General features: G+C 64.0%; 24 protein-coding genes. 11 read left to right on the plus strand and 13 right to left on the minus strand.

Going from position 1 to position 22,567, the window contains the following annotated elements:
- Positions 1–83: 83 nt before the first annotated feature.
- The 4 genes from AC0L17_RS25695 to AC0L17_RS25710 form a co-directional block, all read right to left on the minus strand.
- A complete protein-coding gene (locus AC0L17_RS25695; RefSeq protein ID WP_473517863.1) occupies positions 84–725 on the minus strand; it encodes a D-glycero-alpha-D-manno-heptose-1,7-bisphosphate 7-phosphatase in 642 nt (213 codons plus the stop codon).
- Complete coding sequence (locus AC0L17_RS25700) at positions 718–1,290, minus strand: D-sedoheptulose-7-phosphate isomerase (RefSeq protein ID WP_473517864.1); 573 nt, start codon at positions 1,288–1,290, stop codon at positions 718–720. The genes AC0L17_RS25695 and AC0L17_RS25700 overlap by 8 nt, the downstream gene beginning before the upstream one ends.
- A 7-nt stretch (positions 1,291–1,297) precedes the next feature.
- Positions 1,298–2,788, minus strand: coding sequence for a D-glycero-beta-D-manno-heptose-7-phosphate kinase (gene rfaE1 / locus AC0L17_RS25705; protein ID WP_473517865.1), 1,491 nt, complete (start codon positions 2,786–2,788; stop codon positions 1,298–1,300).
- Positions 2,789–2,939: 151 nt separating this feature from the next.
- The gene (locus tag AC0L17_RS25710) at positions 2,940–3,572 is read right to left on the minus strand and encodes a LysE family translocator (protein ID WP_473517866.1); all 633 of its coding nucleotides are present in this window, start codon (positions 3,570–3,572) and stop codon (positions 2,940–2,942) included.
- A gap of 166 nt (positions 3,573–3,738) precedes the next feature.
- On the opposite strand from AC0L17_RS25710, the gene rfaD reads away from it, so the two are divergent.
- The 3 genes from rfaD to waaC are packed head-to-tail and all read left to right on the plus strand — an operon-like array spanning position 3,739 to position 6,652.
- Complete coding sequence (rfaD, locus tag AC0L17_RS25715; RefSeq protein ID WP_473517867.1) at positions 3,739–4,689, plus strand: ADP-glyceromanno-heptose 6-epimerase; 951 nt, start codon at positions 3,739–3,741, stop codon at positions 4,687–4,689.
- On the plus strand, positions 4,662–5,669 hold the full coding sequence (gene waaF, locus AC0L17_RS25720; RefSeq protein ID WP_473517868.1) for a lipopolysaccharide heptosyltransferase II: 1,008 nt from the start codon (positions 4,662–4,664) through the stop codon (positions 5,667–5,669). Before rfaD ends, waaF begins: the two co-directional genes overlap by 28 nt.
- Complete coding sequence (gene waaC, locus AC0L17_RS25725) at positions 5,666–6,652, plus strand: lipopolysaccharide heptosyltransferase I (RefSeq protein ID WP_473517869.1); 987 nt, start codon at positions 5,666–5,668, stop codon at positions 6,650–6,652. Before waaF ends, waaC begins: the two co-directional genes overlap by 4 nt.
- A gap of 208 nt (positions 6,653–6,860) precedes the next feature.
- Here waaC and greA read toward each other — a convergent pair whose 3' ends face one another.
- Both greA and AC0L17_RS25735 read right to left on the minus strand, forming a co-directional pair.
- A complete protein-coding gene (gene greA, locus AC0L17_RS25730) occupies positions 6,861–7,334 on the minus strand; it encodes a transcription elongation factor GreA (RefSeq protein WP_023799806.1) in 474 nt (157 codons plus the stop codon).
- Between the two features lie 284 nt (positions 7,335–7,618).
- Entirely contained in the window at positions 7,619–8,182 is a 564-nt protein-coding gene (locus AC0L17_RS25735) for a tetratricopeptide repeat protein (protein WP_473508366.1), read from the minus strand.
- A gap of 197 nt (positions 8,183–8,379) precedes the next feature.
- Here AC0L17_RS25735 and AC0L17_RS25740 point away from each other — a divergent pair, with 197 nt between their 5' ends.
- The 6 genes from AC0L17_RS25740 (at position 8,380) to AC0L17_RS25765 (ending at position 14,171) form a co-directional block, all read left to right on the plus strand.
- Positions 8,380–8,805: a DUF3775 domain-containing protein gene (locus AC0L17_RS25740; RefSeq protein WP_023799808.1), complete on the plus strand. Its 426-nt coding sequence runs from the start codon at positions 8,380–8,382 to the stop codon at positions 8,803–8,805.
- Between the two features lie 75 nt (positions 8,806–8,880).
- Positions 8,881–9,864 carry an extensin-like domain-containing protein gene (locus AC0L17_RS25745; protein WP_473517870.1) on the plus strand — a complete coding sequence of 328 codons (984 nt, stop codon included), beginning with the start codon at positions 8,881–8,883 and terminating at the stop codon, positions 9,862–9,864.
- Between the two features lie 194 nt (positions 9,865–10,058).
- Positions 10,059–10,874 (plus strand): extensin-like domain-containing protein, encoded by an 816-nt coding sequence (locus AC0L17_RS25750; RefSeq protein ID WP_473517871.1) that lies wholly within the window; start codon positions 10,059–10,061, stop codon positions 10,872–10,874.
- An 89-nt stretch (positions 10,875–10,963) separates the two neighbouring features.
- On the plus strand, positions 10,964–11,671 hold the full coding sequence (locus AC0L17_RS25755) for an LssY C-terminal domain-containing protein (protein WP_473517872.1): 708 nt from the start codon (positions 10,964–10,966) through the stop codon (positions 11,669–11,671).
- 155 nt (positions 11,672–11,826) lie between these two features.
- Positions 11,827–13,137, plus strand: coding sequence for a hemolysin family protein (locus tag AC0L17_RS25760; protein ID WP_473495489.1), 1,311 nt, complete (start codon positions 11,827–11,829; stop codon positions 13,135–13,137).
- A 98-nt stretch (positions 13,138–13,235) separates the two neighbouring features.
- A complete protein-coding gene (locus AC0L17_RS25765) occupies positions 13,236–14,171 on the plus strand; it encodes a methyltransferase (protein WP_473517873.1) in 936 nt (311 codons plus the stop codon).
- Here AC0L17_RS25765 and AC0L17_RS25770 read toward each other — a convergent pair.
- The 3 genes from AC0L17_RS25770 to AC0L17_RS25780 form a co-directional block, all read right to left on the minus strand.
- A complete protein-coding gene (locus AC0L17_RS25770; protein ID WP_473517874.1) occupies positions 14,161–15,051 on the minus strand; it encodes an alpha/beta fold hydrolase in 891 nt (296 codons plus the stop codon). The two genes, AC0L17_RS25765 and AC0L17_RS25770, sit on opposite strands and share 11 nt — an antisense overlap.
- A complete protein-coding gene (locus AC0L17_RS25775; RefSeq protein WP_473517875.1) occupies positions 15,048–15,956 on the minus strand; it encodes an alpha/beta fold hydrolase in 909 nt (302 codons plus the stop codon). The genes AC0L17_RS25770 and AC0L17_RS25775 overlap by 4 nt, the downstream gene beginning before the upstream one ends.
- Positions 15,957–16,094: 138 nt before the next feature.
- The gene (locus AC0L17_RS25780; RefSeq protein ID WP_473517876.1) at positions 16,095–16,967 is read right to left on the minus strand and encodes an NmrA family NAD(P)-binding protein; all 873 of its coding nucleotides are present in this window, start codon (positions 16,965–16,967) and stop codon (positions 16,095–16,097) included.
- A gap of 84 nt (positions 16,968–17,051) precedes the next feature.
- Between AC0L17_RS25780 and AC0L17_RS25785 the strand changes: the two genes are divergently transcribed.
- Positions 17,052–17,984, plus strand: coding sequence for a LysR family transcriptional regulator (locus AC0L17_RS25785; RefSeq protein ID WP_473517881.1), 933 nt, complete (start codon positions 17,052–17,054; stop codon positions 17,982–17,984).
- 117 nt (positions 17,985–18,101) lie between these two features.
- Here AC0L17_RS25785 and AC0L17_RS25790 read toward each other — a convergent pair whose 3' ends face one another.
- From AC0L17_RS25790 to AC0L17_RS25805, 4 genes are all read right to left on the minus strand, one after another.
- Positions 18,102–18,479: a VOC family protein gene (locus AC0L17_RS25790; RefSeq protein WP_473508358.1), complete on the minus strand. Its 378-nt coding sequence runs from the start codon at positions 18,477–18,479 to the stop codon at positions 18,102–18,104.
- A 259-nt stretch (positions 18,480–18,738) separates the two neighbouring features.
- The gene (locus tag AC0L17_RS25795; protein WP_473517877.1) at positions 18,739–19,617 is read right to left on the minus strand and encodes an AraC family transcriptional regulator; all 879 of its coding nucleotides are present in this window, start codon (positions 19,615–19,617) and stop codon (positions 18,739–18,741) included.
- Positions 19,618–19,743: 126 nt separating this feature from the next.
- Positions 19,744–20,559 (minus strand): oxidoreductase, encoded by an 816-nt coding sequence (locus AC0L17_RS25800; RefSeq protein ID WP_473517878.1) that lies wholly within the window; start codon positions 20,557–20,559, stop codon positions 19,744–19,746.
- Positions 20,560–20,813: 254 nt separating this feature from the next.
- Positions 20,814–21,230 carry a RidA family protein gene (locus AC0L17_RS25805; RefSeq protein ID WP_473517879.1) on the minus strand — a complete coding sequence of 139 codons (417 nt, stop codon included), beginning with the start codon at positions 21,228–21,230 and terminating at the stop codon, positions 20,814–20,816.
- A gap of 137 nt (positions 21,231–21,367) precedes the next feature.
- On the opposite strand from AC0L17_RS25805, the gene AC0L17_RS25810 reads away from it, so the two are divergent.
- Positions 21,368–22,270 (plus strand): LysR family transcriptional regulator, encoded by a 903-nt coding sequence (locus tag AC0L17_RS25810; protein ID WP_473517880.1) that lies wholly within the window; start codon positions 21,368–21,370, stop codon positions 22,268–22,270.
- The last annotated feature ends 297 nt before the right edge of the window (positions 22,271–22,567 follow it).

The raw sequence follows: 22,567 nt of genomic DNA on the forward strand, positions 1-22,567 counted from the left end.
CGGGGAGAAATGTCCGGCAGGACAATGAGGGGCGGCGCCGAGACCGGCAATTGGCCTGAAGCGACTACCCTGACCTGGACGGATTAAGGCCAAAGCGCCTCGACCGCCGCCAGCAGCACACTCAGGTCGCTGTGGTCGCGCAGCGGCAGAACCGAAAATCCTCGCTCGCTGGACGCGTCGCCGTCGACCAGCCAGCCGCGCGACAGGCCGGCGCGTCGCCCCGCCTCCATGTCGGCCGGCTTGTCGCCGACGATGAGTGAACACTGGAGATCGAGGCGGAGGCGCCCGGCCGCCTCGATCAGCATGCCCGGATTGGGCTTGCGCATCGGATGCTCGGCAATGGCAAGCGGCCCACTGCCTGCCTTGTGATACGCGCAGGCAAGCACCATGTCCACGAACGCGCCCTGATCGCGCAGCAGTTCCAAAACCCGGCCGTTCACGTTGGCGAAAACACTCCAGTCAAAATACCCGCGCGCGATGCCGGACTGGTTGGTCACCACGACGACAGGGATTCCGGCCCGGTTGGCGGCAGCGATCACTGGCGCGATATCTTCGCGCAGCACGATGTCAGCCGGATCGCTGGGGTAGTCGGTGTCGACATTTATGGTGCCGTCGCGGTCGAGGAACAGCGCCGGCATACGCTCGGGAAAAACCTTATCGCCGATCCGCTCCACCCACACTCCCGGCTCGGTCAGCGGGTGCGGCGTCACCACCTTGTCAGCCATTGCTGAGGCGCGCTTCGACCATTTCGCACAGATGATGATAGAGGCACAGATGCCCCTGCTGGATGATCGGCGTCGAGGTCGAGGGCACGTTGAGCAGGATATCGGAGAGCGGCTTGAGCTTGCCGCCGCTGTCGCCGGTCAGGCTGATCACCGTCATGTTCATCATGCGCGCCTGTTCGGCGGCGGCGAGGATGCTGGGCGAGTTGCCGCTGGTCGAGATGGCGAGCAGCACGGCGCCCGCGGCACCATGCGCCTCGACCTGGCGTGAAAACACCGTGTCGAAGCCGTAATCATTGCCCCAGGCGGTCAGCACCGCCGCATTCGCCGGCAGCGCGATGACGTTGTAGGCCTTGCGCTCCTTCAGGAAGCGGCCGACCAGTTCGCCGGCGATGTGAATGGCGTCGCTGGCCGAGCCGCCATTGCCGCAGATCAGCAGCGCCTTGCCCTGCGAAAGCGCGGCGACGACGGCGGCAACCGCCCGCTCCATCTCGCTGGTGAGGTCGCGCTCGACCATTGCGGTGATCGCGGCCGCCGAGCGGACCAGATAATCGTTCAGTTCGGACATGAAAACCTCAGTTTGTGCTGCCGGCGCGCAACTTGCCGATGGTGCCGGTGGTGCTCTTGCCGGCGACGAGATCGACCAGCACGACGCGGCCGCCCGCCTTTTGCACGATTTCGGCGCCGACCACCTGATCGATCGTATAGTCGGCGCCCTTGACCAGTATGTCGGGCTTCAGCGCCTCGATCAGCGCGAGCGGCGTGTCATCCTCGAAGACGACGACGGCATCGACCGAGGCAAGCGCCGCCAGCACGCAGGCCCGGTCATGCTCGTCGTTGACCGGGCGCCCCGGCCCTTTCAGCCGGCGCACCGAGGCATCGCTGTTGAGGCCGAGAACCAGCCGGTCGCACCGGCTGCGCGCCGCGTGCAAAAGGCTGACATGGCCGGCATGAAGGATATCGAAGCAGCCATTGGTGAAGCCGACGCTCAGGCCTTCGTCCTTCCACGTCGCCACCAGCCGTGCGGCGGCGGCAGCATCAAGGATTGCATCCTTGTGGGCAATCGGTCCATGCGAGCGAAACAGCGCCCCGGTAAGCTCCTCGACCGTCAGCCGTGCGGTGCCGCGCTTTCCCACCACCACGCCACCGGCCGCGTTGGCGATGGCCGCGGCAATGACGCGGTCGGCGCCCGCAGCCAGGGCCAACGCAAACGCAGCGATGACAGTGTCGCCGGCGCCGGAAACGTCGAACACTTCTCGCGCCTGCGTGGCAATGTGGCGGGCATCGTCGGCGTCGACGACGCTCATGCCTTTTTCGCTGCGCGTCGCGACGACGAACTCGAAGCCATGTGCCGAGATCAGCTCACGCGCCGCGGCGACGATCTCGTCATCGGCAAACACCGCGTGTCCGACCGCCTCGCCAAGTTCCTTGCGATTGGGGGTGATCGCCGTCGCCCCGGAGTAGCAAGCATAGTCGCGGCCCTTGGGATCGACCAGCACCGGCTTTCCCGCCTCGCGGCAGATCGAGATCAGCTCGCCGGCGACGCCGTCGAGCAACATGCCCTTGCCGTAGTCGGACAGGATGACGATGTCGGCTCGCGCGAGCCCGGCCCGGAACAGCCGGATCAGCGTTGCCCGCTCCGCGTCGCCCAGCGGCTTGATTTCCTCTTCGTCGAAGCGCAGCACCTGCTGGTTGAGCGCGCTGAAGCGGCTTTTCGACGAGGTCATCCGGTCGGCGTCCTGCGCGAGACCGCCAGTGTCGACGCCAAGCTCGGTGAGCATGCGCATGAGATTGTCGCCGGCCGGATCGGCGCCGATCACCGAAACCGGTATCGCGGCGGCGCCGAGCGAGACGATGTTGGCGACGACATTGCCGGCGCCGCCCATTGCCGAGGTTTCGCCACGCCCGCGCAGCACCGGAATGGGCGCTTCAGGCGAAATCCGCTCGATGACGCCGTTGACGAAACGGTCGAGGATGAAGTCGCCGACCACCAGCACGGTGACGTTGCCGAACCGCGAGATGGCGCGGTGAAGCGGTTCAGGAGAAGGCAGGTATTGCTCGCTCATGTCATCTTCGACGTGCAATGAGAGCCGGTCCCGATGCTGTGAAAACGCTGGACTGGCAGGGCTGGTCGTTCATGGCGAAGCCGATATACCGCAATTCGGCTCAGCGCAACGGCAGGCTCCGAACCGACCACAGCCAACACCGGTTGGCGGATCAACTTTTCTGCAAAGCCACATGAACACCCAATCCGACGAGCGCCGCGCCGCCCGCACGCCGCATCAGGCGTTGCGCGTGGCTCGAGCGCCGCAGCCTGGTGATCAGCGCACCCGCCAGCACCACGCACATGACATCCGCCGAGGAGAACATCAGATTGACGATCGTTCCGAGGACGAGGAATTGCAGCCAGACGGGAAACGTCGCCGATGCGTCGATGAATTGCGGCAGGAACGCCATGAAGAAGATTGCAGTTTTTGGATTGAGCACCTCGACGGTGATGCTCTCGAAAAAGGCGCGGCGGGCGGATTTCGGCTCGATGCCTGAGATAACAGCATCGTCTTGCGCCCTGGCGCGAAACAGCGACACACCCAGCCAGATCAGATAGAGCGCGCCGGCCAGCTTGACCGCCATGTAGAGCGTCGGCACGGCATGGAAAAGCACGGACAGTCCTGCAGCGGCAGCGACGACGTGCACATAGCCGCCAAGATGGATACCCAACGCCGCCGTCAGGCCGGACCAGCGGCCGCGCGCCATGGTTTGCGCAGCAGCGTAAAGCATCGCCGGACCGGGGATGTAGGCAAAGATCGCCGTGGTGGCGAAAAAGGCGATAAGCAGTTCGGTCGACGGCATTACCCTTGCTCCTGTCGTGCTTCGCCGGTGGATCGCCGACTGAAGCGAAAGCTGTGCGGCGGCACTGAGGTCTGCAGCCAACCGCCTGATTGCGACCTGCTTTATCGACAGCCCCGCAAGCCTCCCCTATAAGGGCCGGAATCGGCACAAGATACCAGAGGCTTTCATGATCATCGTCACTGGCGGCGCCGGCATGATCGGCTCAAACATCGTCGCCGCGCTCAATGCCGAAGGGGTTAGCGACATTCTCGTCGTCGACGACCTGACCGACGGCCACAAGATCGCCAATCTCGCCGACCTGCAGATCGCCGATTATCTCGACAAGGACGATTTCCTGCCGCGGATGGAGGCCGGCGACCTCGGCCGCATCGAGGCCGTTTTCCACCAGGGCGCCTGTTCGACCACCACCGAGTGGAACGGCAAGTTCATGATGGAAGTGAACTACGCCTATTCGAAGCGGCTGCTGCATGCCTGCCTGGCGCTGCGGCTGCCTTTCCTCTATGCCTCCTCGGCTTCCGTCTATGGCGGCGGCGCCGAGTTTCGCGAGGAGCCGGACTGCGAGCGCCCGCTCAATGTCTATGCCTATTCGAAGAAGCTGTTCGACGACTATGTCCGCCGCACAGTCTTCGAAACCGACCATTCGCCGGTGGCCGGCCTGCGTTACTTCAACGTCTATGGTCCACGCGAGGCGCACAAGGGCACCATGGCCTCGGTCGCCTACCACCTGTTCAACCAGGTCGAGCAAGGCCACAACCCAAAGCTGTTCGGCGCCTATGACGGTTTCGGACCTGGCGAGCAGAGCCGCGACTTCATCCATGTCGGCGACGTTGCCGATATCAATCTGTGGTTGTGGAAACGCGGATCGAGCGGCATCTTCAACTGCGGCACCGGCCGTGCCCAGCCGTTCCGCGCCATTGCCGAAACTGTGATCGGCGCGCTCGGCAAAGGCGAGATCGAGTTCATCGACTTCCCCGATCACCTCAAGGGCAGCTACCAGAGTTTTACGCAAGCTGATATGTCCCGGTTGCGCGCCGCCGGTTACAATGGTCAGTTTCGCACAGTGGAAACCGGCGTCAGAGACTATGTCGAATGGCTGAAAGCCCAACGATCCTCGTGATCGGCCCACGCTGGGTGGGCGACATGGTGATGGCGCAGTGCCTGTTCTCGGCGCTGGGAGAGCTTCACCCGGACGCCGCGATCGACGTGCTGGCGCCGGCATGGGCGGCGCCACTGGTCAAGCGGATGCCCGAAATACGCCGGCAGGTCGATCTGCCGCTGAAATCCGGAGCCCTGGAATTCCGCATGCGAAGGCGCTTCGGCCGCCTGCTGCGCGGCCACTACGACATCGCCTATGTCCTGCCTGGAAGCTGGAAGTCGGCGCTGGTCCCGTTCTTTGCCCGCATTCCGCGCCGTGTCGGCTACCTCAAGGAAATGCGCTACGGGCTGCTGACCGACATCGTTGCCTTGCCCGACGATGTGAAACGGCGCACGGCGCAGGCCTATTTCGGCCTCGCGCAAGGCGGCACGTTCCGTGCCCCCAAGCTCGCCGTCGACACGAAGAACCAGGCGGCATTGCTGGGCCGCTTCGGGCTGGAGGCGAAAAAATTCGTCGCGCTGATGCCGGGCGCCGAGTTCGGGCCGGCCAAACGCTGGCCGAGCGAACGCTATGCCGGCCTTGCCCGCGACATGATGGAAAAAGGTTTTGCGGTCGCGCTGTTCGGGTCGAAGAACGACGCCGACGTAACGGCGGAAATCGCCACGCTTGCCCCGGGCGCTGTCGATCTCGCCGGCCAGACGCGGCTCGAGGACGCCATCGACCTGATCGCCGCGGCCAGGCTTGCGGTGTCGAACGACAGTGGGCTGATGCATGTCGCCGCCGCGGTCGGCACGCCGATCGTAGCCGTCTACGGATCGACCTCGCCGCACAATACGCCGCCGCTCGCCGAGCAGCGCGAACTGGTCTGGCTCGGCCTGTCCTGTTCGCCCTGCCATCGGAAAATCTGCCCGCTCGGCCACCTCAACTGCCTGAACACGCTTGAGGTGGCACAGGTCGCGGCGGCGGCGGAACGGCTGCTGGAAATGCCGGCCGCCGCATGAGGGTGCTCATCGTCAAGACATCTTCGATGGGTGACGTCATCCACAGCTTTCCAGCCGTCGAGGATGCGCGCCGCAACCGGCCGGACGTATCGTTCGACTGGTGTGTGGAAGAGGCCTTTGCCGGCATCGTGGCGCTGCATCCGGCGATCGCAACCATCCACACCGTGGCGATCCGGCGCTGGCGCACAAGCCCGCTCGGCGGCGGCACATGGCGCGAGGCGGCGGGATTGCGCCGCGCCTTGCGGAATTGCCGCTACGATCTCGTCATCGACGCGCAAGGATTGCTGAAGTCGGCCGTGGTGGCGAAACAGGCCGCGGCGCCGATCGCCGGCTTCGACCGGTCGAGCGCTCGCGAGCCTTCGGCGACCGTGTTCTACGACCGCCGCTACGCTGTGCCGCGCGACCTGCACGCCATCGAACGCACAAGGCGGCTGTTCGGGCTGGCGCTCGGCTATGAACCGGACTTTTCCGGGCTCGACTCCGGCATCGTGCCGCCGGCCGTCGGGTCGACCTTTGTCGGCGGAAAAACCGCCTTCCTGCTGCACGGCACCAGCCGCGAGGACAAGAAATGGCCGGTCGGCGACTGGATCGAGACGGCCCGGCTTCTCGTCGAAAGAGGAATGACGCCGGTCACCACCTGGTCGAACGACAGGGAAAAGGCGGTTGCCGAGGCGATCACCCAAGCCGTTCCACAGACCGTGCTGGTGCCGAAATCACCGCTTGCCGAGATCGCCGCGATCATCGGCCGGTCGGTGCTGGTCATCGGCGCCGATACTGGCCTTACCCACCTCGCCAGTGCCTTCGGCCTGCCGACCGTCGCGGTGTTTGTGACGACTGAACCCGGCCTGACCGGCCCGCGCGGGCCGTTCTCGTCAACGCTGCTGGTCGCGCCCGGCGCTCGTGTCGCGCCTGGGGAGGTGGTTGCGGAAGCAGAGAGGCTGCTTGAGCGCCAAGCGCATTATCAGGCAGCCGGAAGGCATTGATTTATTGAATCAATCCAATCGGAAAGGGCGGCGCCGCCCTCTTCCCTTCTCCCCTTGTGGGAGAAGGTGGATTGGCGCGCAGCGCCAAGACGGTTGAGGGGTGCTGGCCGGAGTGCTGTTGGTGCCAAGCTGGAACACCCCTCATCCGACCTCGCTTCGCGAGGCCACCTTCTCCCACAAGGGGAGAAGGCAGAGCAGCACCAATCCCTCAGATGAACTGCACCTGGACGATCTCGTAGCCCCGCGCGCCGCCTGGCGCGTTGACCTCGATGGCATCGCCGACTTCCTTGCCGATCAGCGCCCGCGCGATCGGCGAGGAGATCGAGATGCGGCCTGACTTCACGTCCGCCTCCTGGTCGCCGACGATCTGGTAGGTCTTCTTCTCTTCCGTGTCCTCGTCGACCAGCACCACGGTCGCGCCGAACTTGACCTTTTCGCCGCTGAGCTTGGTGATGTCGATCACTTCGGCGCGGGCGATAAAATCCTCGAGCTCGTTGACGCGGCCCTCATTGAGACTCTGCGCCTCTTTCGCCGCGTGGTATTCCGCGTTTTCAGAGAGATCGCCGTGCGAGCGCGCTTCGGAGATTGCTTCGATGATGCGCGGCCGCTCTTCCTGCTGGCGCCAGCGCAGTTCTTCCTTCAATGACGCGAACCCCTCGCCTGTCATCGGGACCTTGTTCATAATGCCTGACCTTTCCTGCCGCCGCCCCCGCATTCCGGGAGCGACCTTGTCGATGGGTACAAAAAGAAAACGGTCCGGCAGCCTCGGGCTAACGGAACCGTGTCACCGCAATTTCCTCCAATATAGCAATCTTCGCGGGTTTTTCACGCCAAAAAATCGGTTTTGAAAAATTCGCCCGCCATTTGCGGAAATGCCGTCATGGCAGCCCGGCTGGCCGGGCGAGCGGCAATAAAAACCGGCTGCGATTGCTGACAGCCGGTGGTGAGGCGTGTTCGGGCTTCTATTCAGCTCTTCATGAAACGGTCTATCTGCTCGGACAGCATGCCGTATTCACGAGATCCCTTGCCGATGCGTTTCTCGATCTCGCGGAGCTGTTCCCGGGCGCCGGCGAGATCGCCGATCTGCAGATGCGCCTCGCCGAGATATTCGCGTACCAGCGTGTAATCAGGATCGATGCGCAGCGCTTCCTCATAATAGCCGAGACCGACGGTGACGCGTCCGGAATGGCGGTGCGAGTAGCCGAGGTAGTTGAGGATGCGAGGGTCTTTCTTGTCCGCAGCCAGGCTGAGCACGGCAATCGCCTCGTCATAACGTCCTGCCATCGCCAGCGCGCGGCCGGCTTCATAGATGTTGTCGTCGTCCAGCATGCCGTGCTTGGGCGCGACGCACTTCTTCAGCTTCTTGTCCCAGACCTTGCCTTTCTTGCACTGTGTCGTCTGGCTGCCACCGCCACCGCCACCGCCTCCACCTGCGCCGCCTCCGCCACCCTCGCCCGCCGAAAACACCGGAACCGCAAACAGCGGCAGGGCGGCAACCGCCAGAACCTGGATCAGCAATCGTCTGCGCATCGAACCCTCCCTGAAGCATGACAATGCAAGACTAACGCCGGGCAAAAGCGGTTTCATCCCGGAAAAAAGCCACGGCCAGTGAAAGCCTTTTCAACGATCAGCGCCAGTAGGAAAATGGAAGCGCCGAACAAAACGTGACGAGCGCCGCAAATCCGCTATCATCCAGCAAACGCCAACGGAGTATGCGGAGACGGCCAGTGCAGCGGCGCCTTGAAAAAGAATGGGAGCTTTCGATCGGTCCCGACACGGTGCGCCTGTTCATCCTCAAGGCGAAGGCGTTGAGCGCCGCCGTCAACGAAGACTATGCCGATGGCGCCGAGCACGAGGTAGAACTCGATAGCGAGGCGCATGACAACCATCATCATGACGGTCTCGTCGAGGAACGTTCCGAGGACCTCACCGAAGAAGAGCTGCGCGAACTGATCAACGACCTCAATGTCGATGAGGCGGCCGAACTCGTCGCCCTCGCCTGGGTTGGACGCGGCGACTATGACGCCTCGGAATGGGCGGACGCGCTGACGGCCGCGCGCGAGCGCGCCAACAAGCGCACGGCGAAATATCTGCTTGGCATGCCGCTGTTGGCCGACTGGCTGGAGGAAGGGCTGGAAGCGATCGGTGCGTAACAATGCGGTCACCGTTTGTGATCGGCCAAAACTGTCGTTCAGGCAACTTCCGCATCCGCCCGCCGTTAAGGGCGAATGGCGGCGCTGACCCCTCCTACATCGATCAGATTGGCCGGATTGATCAGATTGGCGCTGCCTTTGGCGGCGGCGATGCTGTCCGCAGGAGCGGCCCTGGCCCAAGCTCCGGAACTGCCCGATAGCGTACCCGTCCCGGAGCTCAATCAATCGCAATCAGCGCAAGAAGCTGCACCTGCCGACGTGCCGATCCCCGAGCCACGCCCTGCGGATGCGCCAGAGCCTGATCAACCCGCGACCGACAAAATGGACCAGCAGAAGTCGGACCAGCATCAGAAAGCCCGGCCGCAGCCGCCGGCAGTCGCTCCGACGCCGACCGAAAAGCCCGCCGAGGCAGAACCACCGGCAGCCGCGCCAAAACCACCGGAGATGCCGGCGCAGGCGCCGGAGAAAAAAATCCCTCCCGACCCGCGCTCGACCGCTGTGCCGCAGGAGAAAATGCCGGACGAGGAACTGGCCTGCCGCCGGCGGCTGAAGTCGATGGGCGTCGACTTCGAGGAACGCAAAGCCGAGCACGATGCGGCGGTCGGCTGCTCTATCCCCTATCCGATCGCACTGAAGACGCTGGGCAAGTCATTGGATATCAACCCCGAATCCGAGTTGAACTGCCAGATGGCCGAGGCCGCCGCGCGCTTCGCCGCCGATATCGTCCAGCCGGCGGCCAAGGCCGAGTTCGGCGCCGAACTCAAGTCGGTCGGCCAGGCATCCGCCTTCGTCTGCCGCCACCGCAATGGCGGCGGGAAATTGTCGGAGCACGCCTTCGGCAACGCGCTCGACATCGCCAGCTTCACGCTTTCGGACGGCAGGAGGATCGACATCCGCCCGGCGCCGCCGGAAAAGGAGGCGAAATTCCTGAGCGCAATACGCAAGGCAGCCTGCGGACCGTTCAAGACCGTGCTTGGCCCGGGCAGCGATGCCGATCATTCGCTGCATCTCCATCTCGATCTTGCACCGCGCCGCAACGGCGGCACCTTCTGCCAGTGATATGGTTCCGAACCGACGCGCGCCGCAATTTGGCCGCAGCTGTAAACGCAGCCGCTGATTTTTCCTTTACTGTTGGCGGGTAAGCTCCGTTTCATCTGATCATGACCCCGAAAAGTGGGATCCGGTTTTCGGAAAAAGATCATGATCAAACGATGACATGGAGCCTGATCGGCTCGGGGACCGGGGACCTGCCAATGGCCGGGATATTTCGCGCCGCGTCTGTCGCCGTGCGGCAAGTGAGACGCGCGCGCATGATTGCCGGCGGGCTTGCCATCGCAGCGATCTCGGCCTGCACCACCGGCAGCGTGCTTTCGCTGGAACCGGCCGTCGATGTCGGCAGCCAGACATCAGCTGTCCCAAATTACGCTGGCGCAAAGTACGCCGGGATGCAGCGCCTCGTCCCGTCCAACCCCTACATGACCGCCGCCTATCCGCGCATGGACGAGCCGATGGCGCCGACCGAACAAATGCCGGCCAGCGAGGTCGAGTGCCGCAGGGATTTGAAGCGCCTGGGCGTCGTCTACAGCGACCTTGCGCCGATCCGCGAAGGCCAGTGCGGCATCGACTACCCGGTCAAGATTTCGGCCATCGGCCGCATCGGGATGAAGCCGGCCGCGACGCTGACCTGCGACATGGCCGCCACCTTCGCCGGCTGGGCCAGGAATGAACTGGTCCCGTCCGCCCGCTGGCGCTATTTCTCCGGCGTCAGGACCATTCGCCAGGGCTCGAGCTATTCCTGCCGCAGGATCGCCGGCGAAGGCACGCTGTCGGAGCACGGCAAGGGCAACGCGCTCGACGTCATGAGCATCGAGCTTAGCAATGGCAAGGAGATCGACGTGCGCAAGCCCGGCCTGTTCGCCTTCCGCACCCGCGGCTTCCTCAACACTGTGCGCGCCGACGGCTGCCAGTATTTCACCACCGTGCTCGGTCCCGGCTACAATTACGACCACCGCAACCATTTCCATTTCGACATCAAGAACCGCAAGAACGGATACCGCGCGTGCCGCTGAGCCCGAGCGCGTGCCCACTGCCCAAGGTGTGCGCCGCCGCGTAGAATGACATCACATAAGGTGATGTCATATCACCACGGTGGTGTCGCATGAGCCGACGAAGCCTTCGACGACGCGCAACGATCTGGCTGGTGGCGTTCTGTGCCGGCTATCTCGTGCTCGCCTATTTCGCCGCGCCGGAATTCTGGACCCTACGCGACCGCAATTTCCGCACGCAGCGCTTCGAGATGGTGACGCACACGCCGCAAGGCATCGCGGGCGATCCGATCAATGTCGGCCTCGTCGGCACCAAAAAAGAGCTGGTCCACGCCTTCGCCGTCGCCGGATGGGACACCGCCGACGCTCTCACGCTGGAGACGGCGATCGAGATCGGCGAAAGCGTGCTGTTCGATCGGCCCTATCCCGACGCGCCGGTCAGCCGGCTGTTGTTCGAAGGCCGTGCACAGGATCTGGCCTTCGAGAAGCCGGTCGGCGACAGTGCCGACCGGCGCCATCACGTCCGCTTCTGGCAGACCGATGCGACCGGAGACGATGGCCGGCCGCTCTGGCTGGGTGCGGCAAGCTTCGATCGCGGCGTCGGCCTCAGCCACGACACCGGCCAGATCACCCACCATATCGGTCCCGACCTCGACGCCGAGCGCGATTTCCTGGTCCGCGACCTGTCTGCCGCAGGCATGCTGATCTCGACCAGCGAGATCTCAGGCATCGGTGCGACAAGGACCGGTCGCAATGGCGGCGGCGATCCCTATTTCACCGACGGCAAGGCGGTAGTGGGCGTGCTGAGGCAGCTGCCGTAGGCGCAGGACCAACGGCCGGCGGCCGGCTCATCGACGCCCTGATCGAGCATTTTCGTCGCCGCCATGGGATGCCGCATGAGATGGTTGCGCCCGCCGGCATGAAAAATGACGCCCGTCTATTTTCGAAGACCGCGCCGCAATGCTATTGACCTCGCATGCTCTATGCTGAAATCGCCATCGTGGTCGTCCTCATCTGCGTGAACGGCCTTCTGGCAATGTCCGAACTTGCCATTGTCTCGTCACGGCCGGCCCGTCTCAAGGCGATGATCGACCGCGGCGTCAAGGGCGCCGGCCGCGCCTTGGCGCTCGGCGCCAATCCAGGCAAATTCCTGTCGTCGGTGCAGATCGGCATCACCCTGGTCGGCGTTCTGTCCGGCGCTTTTTCCGGCGCCACGCTCGGCGAGCGGCTGTCCGTGTTCCTGGCATCGACCGGCCTCCGCGAAAGCCTTGCCGACCCGATCGGCGTCGGCATCGTCGTCGCCCTCATCACCTATTTCTCGCTGATCATCGGCGAACTGGTGCCCAAGCAGATCGCGCTGCGCGATCCCGAACGCGTCGCCGCCAGGGTTGCTCCGGCGATGACCATCCTCGCCACCGTCTCGGCGCCGCTGGTTTTTCTGCTCGACATTTCCGGCCGCGCCATGCTGTGGCTGCTTGGCCAGCGCGGTGAAAGCGAGGAGAAGGTCACCGACGAGGAGATCAAGATGCTGGTCGCCGAGGCCGAGCATCACGGCACCATCGAATCCGACGAGCGGCGCATGATCGCCGGCGTCATGCGGCTCGGCGACCGCGCCGTCCGCGCGGTGATGACGCCGCGCACCGAGGTCGACTGGATCAACCTGCAGTCCGATGACGCGGCAATCCGGAAGCTCCTGATGGAGACCCAGCATTCGCGCCTGCCGGCCGGCGATGGCAGCGTCGACGCCATGATCGGCGTCGTCCAGACCCGCGACGTGCTGGCCGCGATGCTCGGCGGTCGCGCGCTCGACCCGCGCCGGCATGTGCGCACCGCTCCCATCGTCCATGACCAGGCCGACGCGCTGGATGTCCTTTCGACACTCAAGGAATCCAACGTGCCGATGGCGCTGGTCCATGACGAATACGGCCATTTCGAAGGCATCGTCACCCCGGCCGACATACTGGAAGCCATCACCGGCGTCTTCCGGGCGGACCTCGACGCCGGCGACGAAGAAAACGCCGTCAAACGTGACGACGGCTCATGGTTGCTCGCCGGCTACATGCAGGCCGACGAGATGGCCGACGTTCTCGGCATCGACCTGCCCGAGAACCGCGACTACGAGACTGTCGCCGGTTACGTGCTGGCGCATCTGCACCATCTGCCGACGACCGGCGAATGCGTCGATGCGCAGGGCTGGCGCTTCGAGGTCGTCGACCTCGACGGCCGCCGCATCGACAAGCTCATCGCCACCCGCCTGCCCGGCGGCCATCGCGAAATCGTGCGGTAGCAGTCAACGCGATGGGTAGGCAAGCCGGTCCTGGATCGCGGAAGGACATGGTGGATTCTGATCGGATCGACAAGCTGATCGCAGCGGTGCCGCCCGCCTTGGCGCTTCGCGCCGGGCTGGACCTTGGCATCTTCACCCGGCTCGGTAGCAGCGCGGTGACTGCCGACAGCCTTGGAGCCGAGCTCAAAGTCGAGCCCGATCGTCTTTCGCGGCTCCTCTACGCGCTCGCCAGCATCGGTCTCCTCGAAGTCAAGGATGGTCGATTTCGCAACGGCGCCGAAGCGGCGGCCTTCCTCGACGCGTCCAAGCCGACCTATCGCGGCGGCGATCATGCGCTCCTGCGCGAGCTCTGGGGAGCCGACCTGCTGACCGCAGAGTCGCTGCGACAGAACCGGCCGGCTGCGCTGCACGACTTTTCCGAAGCCGGGCCCGAGGCAGCGGCGGCCTTCAGCCGCATGCTCGCACCGGGCGGGGTAATTTTCGGCCGCCATCTGGCCCGGGAGATGGACCTCTCGGCGATCGGCTCGGTCATCGACATCGGCGGCGGCCCCGGGACCATTCTCGTCGGACTTCGCGAGCGGCGGCCGCAGATTGCGGCGACGCTGATGGAACTCCCAACGGTCGCAGCGGTCGCGAAAGATATCCTGTCAGAATACGGTGCCGACGACGTGGTTGTCGAAGAGGGTGACATAACCGTCGCGCCATCGATCGGTCGGCACGATCTGGCGATCCTGAAGGCCGTCGTCCAGGTCCTTCCGCCGGACCAGGCGCGCAGTTCGATCCTGAACGCGGCGCGTTGCCTCACACCCGGAGGCGAGATCGCAATTGCGGGGTGGGGTGTCGTCGATGACGACCGCCTCGGCCCGCCTGAGGGTGTGTTTCTGAATCTCACCTTCTTGAACCTCTATCGCCACGGCGAATCGTACACTGAAGGTCAGTATCGCGCCTGGATGACCGAGGCTGGATTCCGGGATATCTCCAGGTCGCGCCTGCCGGACGGCTCCACCTTGTTTCGTGCGCGCCTCACGGGCTGATCGTGGCTGAATGGCCAATCGCAATCTGCGTTCGCTCAATAAAGTCGGTCATCAGCGCGGCTGCCGCCTCGGCGTGGGTTTCGAGCAGGAAGTGGCCGCCGTCGAAGATGTGCGCTTCCATACGTGGAAGGTCTTGCATCCACGACAGTGTTTCGGCGATGTCGAAGAACGGGTCGTGGCGGCCCCACAGCATGAGCGCCGGCGGCTGCCGCGTTTCGATATAGTCGGCGATGAGACTGAAGCGCGCGGCATGGTTGGCGTAGTCGGCGAGGAGCGCGCGTTGTGTTTCCATGCCGCCAGGCTGATTCATCACCCTCCAGTCCTCGATCCAGGGTTCGCCTTTGATCCGGGCAGCGACATCCTCCGGCAAGCCGCCCAAATACTGCTCGCGGGTGCCTTCCAAGGTCAAAAACGCGGTAGCCTCCCTTTCGTTCTCTTCCGTCGGGTTTGACGAGAATTCGAACGTGCCTTGCCATTGCGGTCCGAACCCTGTGCGGTGTGCGTTGGCGCTCTGAATGATGAGGCCGCAGACGAGGTCGGGGGATTGCATAGCGACCCGGAGACCAACAGGCGCGCCCCAATCGTGCAGGTAGATGAAGCGCCGATCGATCGCGAGATGAGTTAGGAGCTCTTGGATTGCGCCGCTGAACGCTTCGAACGAGGGCGCGGGCAACGGCGCCGATTGGCCGTAGCCAGGCAAGTCGGGGGCGATGACGAAGGCGACGCGCGCAAGGCCGGGAATGATGCCCTGGAAGGTGCGCGACGAGCTCGGGAAGCCGTGCAGGAGCAGCAGCGCGGGATTGGACGCATCACCCGCGGTGATGAAGGAAAACTCGGTCCCGCCGGACAGGCGCAGCCGCTGTTGCGTGGGGGATGTCATGCCTGCACTCCTCGCACTGCTCCGGGATGGGCTCGATCAGGGTGCATCTCCTGTATTCGCTCGATAAACTCGACCATCAGGGAGAGTGCTGGTTCGGCGTGCGTCTCGAGCAGGAAATGCCCGCCGTCGAAAACATGCGCTTCCATACGCGGCAGATCCTGCATCCAGGACAGCGTTTCGGCGATATCGAAATAGGGGTCGTGACGGCCCCACAGCATGAGCGCCGGCGGTTGCCATCTCTTGAGATAGGCGGCGATCGTATCGAAACGCGCGGCATGGCTTTTGTAGTCGCCGATGAGCGCGCGGTGGGTCTCCATGCGGCCGGGAAGGTTCATCACCCTCCAGTCCTCGACCCAGGGGTCGCCCCTGATCGTGGCGGCGACATCCTCTGGCAGGCCGCCCAAATATTGCTCGCGTGTGAATTCGAAGGTCAGGTCGGGAGTCGCGGCCGCTTCGTTCTCCTTTGTCGGTTCTGACCAGAATTTCAACACGGCGTCCCAGACGGGACCGAAGCCGGTTCGATGCGCGTTTGCGTTCTGTATGATGAGACCCGAAACCAGCTCGGGCGCTTGCATGGCGATCTGCAGACCCACGGCGGCGCCCCAGTCATGAATATGGATGAAGCGGCGCCCGATCGCGAGGTGGGTCAGCAATTCGGAAATCGCCTCGCTGATCGCGGCGAAGGATGGTGTCGGCGGGACGTCGGACCGGCCATGGCCCGGGAGGTCGGGCGCGATCACATAGGCTGCGCCCGCCAGTCCGGGAATCACATCGCGGAATGCATTTGCGGAGCTGGGAAACCCATGCAGGAGGAGCAAAGCCGGGTTGGATGGATCGCCCGCAGTGACGTAGGCAAGCTCGGTTCCATCGGAGAGACGCATTTGGCGTGGGGCAGGCAGTCTCATGTCAGGATTCCCTTTTTGCCGTCCGGAATGGGGTTAAGTTCAAACCAGCGGCGCGGTTCCGGATGCCGGCCGAAAACGTTCCCCAAGGAGTGGCTGGAAGCCCGTGATCCGTTTCGGCCGTCGCTACTCGGCCGAGGATCAGCGGCCGGCTGGCGTTGCGACAACGCGCTCTATCGCCGTCGCCAGGAAGGTCGTGCCACGCCGGTGCTCGCTGCTGTCCTGGCGCGTCAACAGGCCGTTGGCGATTCCCTCATACATACCGAGCAGCGCATCTGCCACCTCGCCCGGCACGCCTTCCTCGGCAAGCAGCGCGGCACGCTCCTCCGGCGGAACAAGCACAGCCGTTACCGGCCGGCCGAGAACGTCCGCGAAGGCCGATGCCACGTCGCCGGCGCTCCAGTCTTCCGGTCCGCCCAGCTCCACGACCCGCTTGCCGGTCCATTCCTCGCACAGCACGGTCGCTGCCGCGCGCCCGACATCGATCGTGCTCACCATCGGGATTTTCTGGGAAGGCTCGATAAAGGTCGGCAGTATGCTTTGCGACAGGACCGATTGCGCCACCTCGCTCCAGGTTTCGACAAAATACCCCGACCGCAGGAAGGCGGTGGCCGGCGCCACGCCGTCGAGCAGCGCCTCGAAGCGGTTGAGGGTGGCGATGACGCCGGTGCCGGAGGCATGCTGCGCCCCGATGGACGACAGTACGACGGCCTTTGGCAGACCTGCACGCCGTGCCGCATCGGCAAGCGCGGCGCCGATTTCTTCCGTGCGCTGATAGGGATCACCGCTCACTGGCGGCGGGTTGAGCAGGAACGCGGCCCGCGCGCCGGTCAGCGCAGCGGCCATCGCGCCGGCATCCTCCATGCTTGCGACCGCCACCTCGGCGCCGAGGGCCGTCCATTTTTCGCCCTGTTCCTTGCGACGCAGGAGGACGCGCACGGCTTCACCGCCTGCGATCAGGGCGCGCGCGACCTCGCCGCCGGCCCGTCCGTTTGCTCCAAGCACGACATACATCACTTCTTCTCCTCATCTCACTTGACGGGGAGAACGATAGGCGCAGGCTTTCCATGCGTCCAATGCATGGTGTATATAGTCACCATGCGCGAAGTGGATTTACGCCGGATCGACCTGAACCTGCTTGTGGCGCTCGAAGCGCTGCTGGACGAGAGGAACGTCACCCGTGCCGCAAGCCGGCTCGACATGAGCCAGCCCGCCGCGAGCCGAGCGCTCGGCCGATTGCGCGCGCTGTTTTCGGACGCGCTGCTGGTCGACGGACCGGGCGGCTATGTTCTCAGCGCCCGTGCGGAAGAGGTGCGCCCGGTGCTGCGCGGCATCTTGGCGGGCGTGCGAGAGATGGTCGAGGCCAACGCGTTCGATCCCGACACGGCAACCGGCCGCATCCGGCTGCTGATGCCCGATCTCCAGGCCGCCGTGCTCGCGCCGCATCTGCTCGCCCGCCTTGGGCGCGAGGCGCCGTCCCTCGATCTCGATATCGTCGCGCCGGGCACGGACTCGGTCGAAGCGCTGCAGCAGGGTAGCGCCGATGCGATGGTGGCGCTGGTCGACGAAGCCCCGGCCGGCATCCGTCGGCGCGGTCTCTATGATGAGAAGCTCGTCACGCTGATGCGCGCGGAGCACCCGGCGCTCGCCCGAAAGCTGACGCTCAAGCGTTTCCTGGAGCTTGAGCATATCGTGGTGAGCGTCACCGGCGTCGGGCCTGCGCCTGTCGACGAGGTGCTTGCCCGCATCGGGCGAACGCGGCGGGTGAAGCTGCGCGTGCCGAACTTCTTCGCGGCGGTCGAGATCGCCGCTCGCTCCGACCTCGTCATGACCCTGCCTTCGAGCCTGGCGCGAGCGGCCGCAAACATGAAGCGGTTCGTATCGTTGCCGCCGCCCCTCGATCTTGGCAGCTTCACGATGAGCCTCGTCTGGCACGCGCGCCAACAGGACGCGCCCAGGCACATATGGTTGAGACGTGCCATTGTCGCGGTGGCGGCGGATATGTCATCGGCGATTGACGTTGGAAACTGAGGCCGCAAAGCGGCTCCCAGGAGCACAACGCCTCGAGCCGACCCGCGTTCAGGAAAGATGCTCTAGAACGGTCTCAACCGAAGCCCAGGTTCGGCGCTTGCGTTTCCGCCTGCGCCTTCAATCACGGTCGGCCCCCTCCGCCTGCCAGAGTTGGATCGGGTTGCCCTCTGGATCGGCAAGCCGGGCGAACCAGCCATTAGGGTAATGTTCGGTGTCGACCTCGACCGCAATTCCGGCTGCCGTGAGCTGTGCGACCATGGCCTGGAGGTCGCGCACCCGGAAATTGATCATCCACTGCTGATCGACCCGACCGAAGTAGTCACTAGTCGCGGCAAAGGGAGCAAAGACGGTGGCGCCCTGCTGTTGCTCCCACGAGCGGTCATCATAGCTTTCTGGCGGCAGCGCAACGCCGAGATGGCCGGCATACCATCGAGCGAGCGCATCGGGCTCCTTCGCTCGGAAGAAGAAGCCACCGATGCCGAGCACCTTTTCCATTTTATCTCCTTACTGACGCGATCGCGGTGATGACCACCCCAATCCATACGCGTAGTGCCAGGCGCTACATGGCTTCTTGGTTAAAAACCTGACAATGCCGCTGCACTGTGCAACAGCTCGTGTTTGTTGGCGAACTGTTCTGGAGGTCGCGGTGCGGACCAGGCAGACATTAGCTCGGCGCGGAATTTAGCTGTCTCCAGTGGTGATTTGACCCACGTTCGACTGTAGCGGAGATGACGGCCATCGGAGGGCCAGCAAATCACACCAATGGCAGGAAGATGTCGGTGATGGCCTCGTGCTCGGCAACCATCGGAACAATACTCACCCGCTGACAGTAGAGGGGAAAATCCCGAAGTGCCTCACCGCTTGCCGGCAACCAGTCGCGATACAGGAATTCGATCGCCGGCTCGACATTTTCTGCCCCGATTGCGCGAAGCACGGCACATCGTCCGGCCGGAAGAACACCGGCTTCCACGCCCTGCACGTTCAGCTCGATTTTCCGATCGGTCGCTGCACAGATGTCGAGGCGGAATTCGTCCGGCGGCGTCATGTCGGAATCCGAATGAAACACATTGTAGGTCGCACTGGACGCGGCGCTCAAACCGACAGACCTTCGCCAGGCGATGAATTTCTGGATAGTCTCGGCGACCAGGGCCGGATTGCCCCGGTGCTGCAGGACGGCGACGGGTGTTTCCGGCACGTCCACGATGTTGACGTCAGCCAAGGAATACGCCGTTTTCATGAGCTTGCTGCTCGCGTTGGTCAATGGCCACAGGCTGGCAAACCACACCTCCCAGTCGGGCGTGTCCCGAAATGCGGAAGGCAATTGCCCAAAGCTTTTCCGAAACGCGCGGGCGAAGGCGTCGGGCGCATCGTAACCGACGTCCAGCGCGGTTTCGGTCACGCTCGCCTCGTCCTTGAAGGCAAGCACCTGTCCCGCCCGTTTCATGCGAACGAGTTGGACGTAGCGATGCACTGATATGCCGAAATATCCCCTGAATTGGCGGTGGAAATGGTACTTGGACAAGGCCGCAACGGCACTAAGCGTGTCCAGGCCAAGATCATCCTCCAGATGCCGGTCGATGTAGTTCAACACCCGTTTCATACGCGTGTGGTAGGGATCTTGCCGCGTCGTCATCTTGCTCTCCTGTGGTGAGAGCAATCTGCCAGCTTGCGAGACAGCGCGCTCGACTGTTCTTGCTGAACACAGGCGCTGTTTCACATCGATGCGGAGCCGTTGGCGGTGGAGCACTGCTAACCGGGTTCAGACCGGCAGGCGGAACTGTTTGCGCAAGCTCTTGTCGAACATCTCTGCGGGGGCAAAGCGGCGCAGAATGCTGACCTGGCGCGCGGCCTTGCCGGCGGTATAGCGACGCCGCGGGCGGGCATCGGTCGCCGCCTTGACCAACACAGCCGCCACCACTTCCGGCGGATCGGCTTTGGGCATCACATCGCCCAGCAGCGCCTTGAGCCCGGCGCGCGCCCGATCATATTCCTGCAACACCGAATCCGGCTCGATCCCATTCTGGTCGAAGACGGTACGCACGAATGCCGGCTCGATGACCGAGACGCGAATACCAAAAGCACGAACCTCGTGATCGAGCGATTCCGAATAGCCCTCAAGCGCGTGCTTGACCGCTGAGTAATGGGCTGAGTATGGCGCCGGCACCAATCCCAGAATCGAGCCGATATTGATGATGTGCCCTGCGCCGCGCTGCCGCATCGACGGCAACACAGCATTGATCATGCGGATGACGCCGAACAGATTGACGTCGAACAGGGCCTGCACCTGTGCGACCGAGGATTCCTCGGCACCGCCAAGCAGACCGACGCCGGCATTGTTGACCAGGAGGTCGATCCGCCCGGTCTGCGCCAGCACGGTCGAAACGAGGGCGCCGACAGAAGCGTCATCGGTCACGTCGCAAACCAGCATGGTCACTCCCTCCGGGCCGTTGCCGACAGGGCGGCGACTTGTCCCGAAGACGGTGAATCCTGCCCGCGCAAGCGCCTCGGCGCTGGCGTGGCCAATGCCCGAGGACGCTCCAGTCACCACAGCGGTTTTTTCGGAATTCGCATTCATTTCGTGCTCCAAATCGTCAGGGCCAGACTTCTCTCGCCGGTTGAATTATGATCATAATAACATATTACGATAATAATGCAATGCTAGGAGGGAAAGGCAGTCACGTGCTACGAAAAGGGCTGAGAGAACGCGTCACGCGGCCGGATCATGGGAGTTGCTGACCCATCCCTGCGTCAGGACGAAGCGGCGTCCTGACGTGTAGGGAGCGGGCTGTCTGCCAGGGGTAGCTTTGCTGTAGATTGCAGGGCGAGCGATCAGCCCGCCGGCTGGCCGCTGGTCGTCGAGGGGATGCGGGCGACGACCTTGATCTCGAAGTCGAAGCCGGCAAGCCAATTGACGCCCACTGCCGTCCAGTTCGGATAGGGAGGTCCGCCGATCTCATCCGCCCGGACCGCCAGCACCGTTTCGATCTGTTTGTCCGGGTTGGTGTGGAAGGTGGTGACGTCGACAACGTCGTCGAAGCTGCACCCGGCGGCGGCCAGGACCGCGCGCAGATTGGCGAAGGCCCGCCGAACCTGATCCTCGAATGCGGGCTCGGGCGAGCCGTCCTCACGGCTGCCGACCTGACCCGACACGAAGAGAAGATCGCCGGATCGAATGGCCGCGGAATATCGATGGATATCGTATAACGCGTGGCGTTTGGCCGGATAGATGGCGTCACGTGCAGGCATTTCGTATTTCCTTTCTGTCTTGATGACGGGAGCGGACCGCCCGGAGCCGCCGAGTTGATACAGGCAGGAGATAAGGCAATCGCATTTACGCGCATAAGCCGTTGAAATCGGCATGAGGTGATGCAAAATTACCATCAATGTCCCGCCCGTCCCTCAACGATCTCACCGCCTTCGTGGCCGTTGCCACGCACCGCAGCTTCCGCCGCGCAGCGGACGAGATCGGCACGGCGCCTTCCACATTGAGCCACACCATGCGTGCGCTCGAGGAGCGCATGGGGGTGCGCCTTCTCAACCGCACCACACGCAGCGTCTCGCCGACGGAAGCCGGTTTCCAGTTGCTCGGCCGCCTTCAGCCGGCGCTCGCCTCGCTGGACGAGGCGCTCGAAAGCGTCGCCGGGTTCAGGGGCAATGTCGCGGGCACCGTCCGCATCAACGCCCCGCGACTGGTGGCCCTGCTTCTCGTTCGCCGGGTTCTTCCGCGGATGGCGGAGCGCCATCCGGATGTGACCGTGGACATCGTCGTCGAGGGGCGGCTCATCGACATCGTGTCCAGCGGCTTCGATGCCGGCGTGCGCCTCCTCGGATCGGTCCCCAAGGACATGATCGCCGTGCCGCTTGCACGCGCGTTGAGGTTCATCTGTGTCGCCTCGCCCGCCTACCTCGATCGCTTCGGCGACCCGAAAACCCCGGAGGAATTGCAACGCCACCATTGCATCGGCCACCGCATGCCCAGCGGCAAGCTTTACCGATGGGAGTTCGAACGCGCCGGCCAGGAACTCGTGATCGAGGCAAACGGCCCCGCCGTCCTCGACGACGAGGAACTGATGGTCGAAGCCGCAATTGAGGATTTGGGAGTCGCCTACGTGGCCGATTGGGCCGCCGAAGCGGCCTTGTCCGACGGCCGGCTGCGCAAGGTCCTGACCGCGTGGATGCCCGCTGCGGAAGAAGTTGCGGTTTACTACCCCGGACATCGAGCCGTACCGCCCGCACTGCGGGCGTTTCTCGATGTCGTCAAAGACCTGCGGAAGAAAGAACCTTAGCGACGAGCAGCCGCGCCATGACCGGTCGTTGGGCCGGGGAGTGCTCAGTTCGTTGCTATCGCGCCAACGCATCAGTGTTCTGCCTCAGTGCGGACGAATCCTGCATTGGGCCGATGACCAGTTCGATCGGTCAGGCTGAAGCAGGCGATGACGCAAGTGAGGCCGTGAGCCGTCTGTCTGCAATCAGGGTGAGTTCAGCGGTTAGCCGCCGTTCGGCTGACGTGAAGAGTTTCGGGCGCCAGCAGGCGTACGAAAGTCCCCGAGGAAGGAACCCGCGGGCCACAGGCGATGGCTATG

The organism is Mesorhizobium sp. WSM4829 (assembly GCF_055811475.1).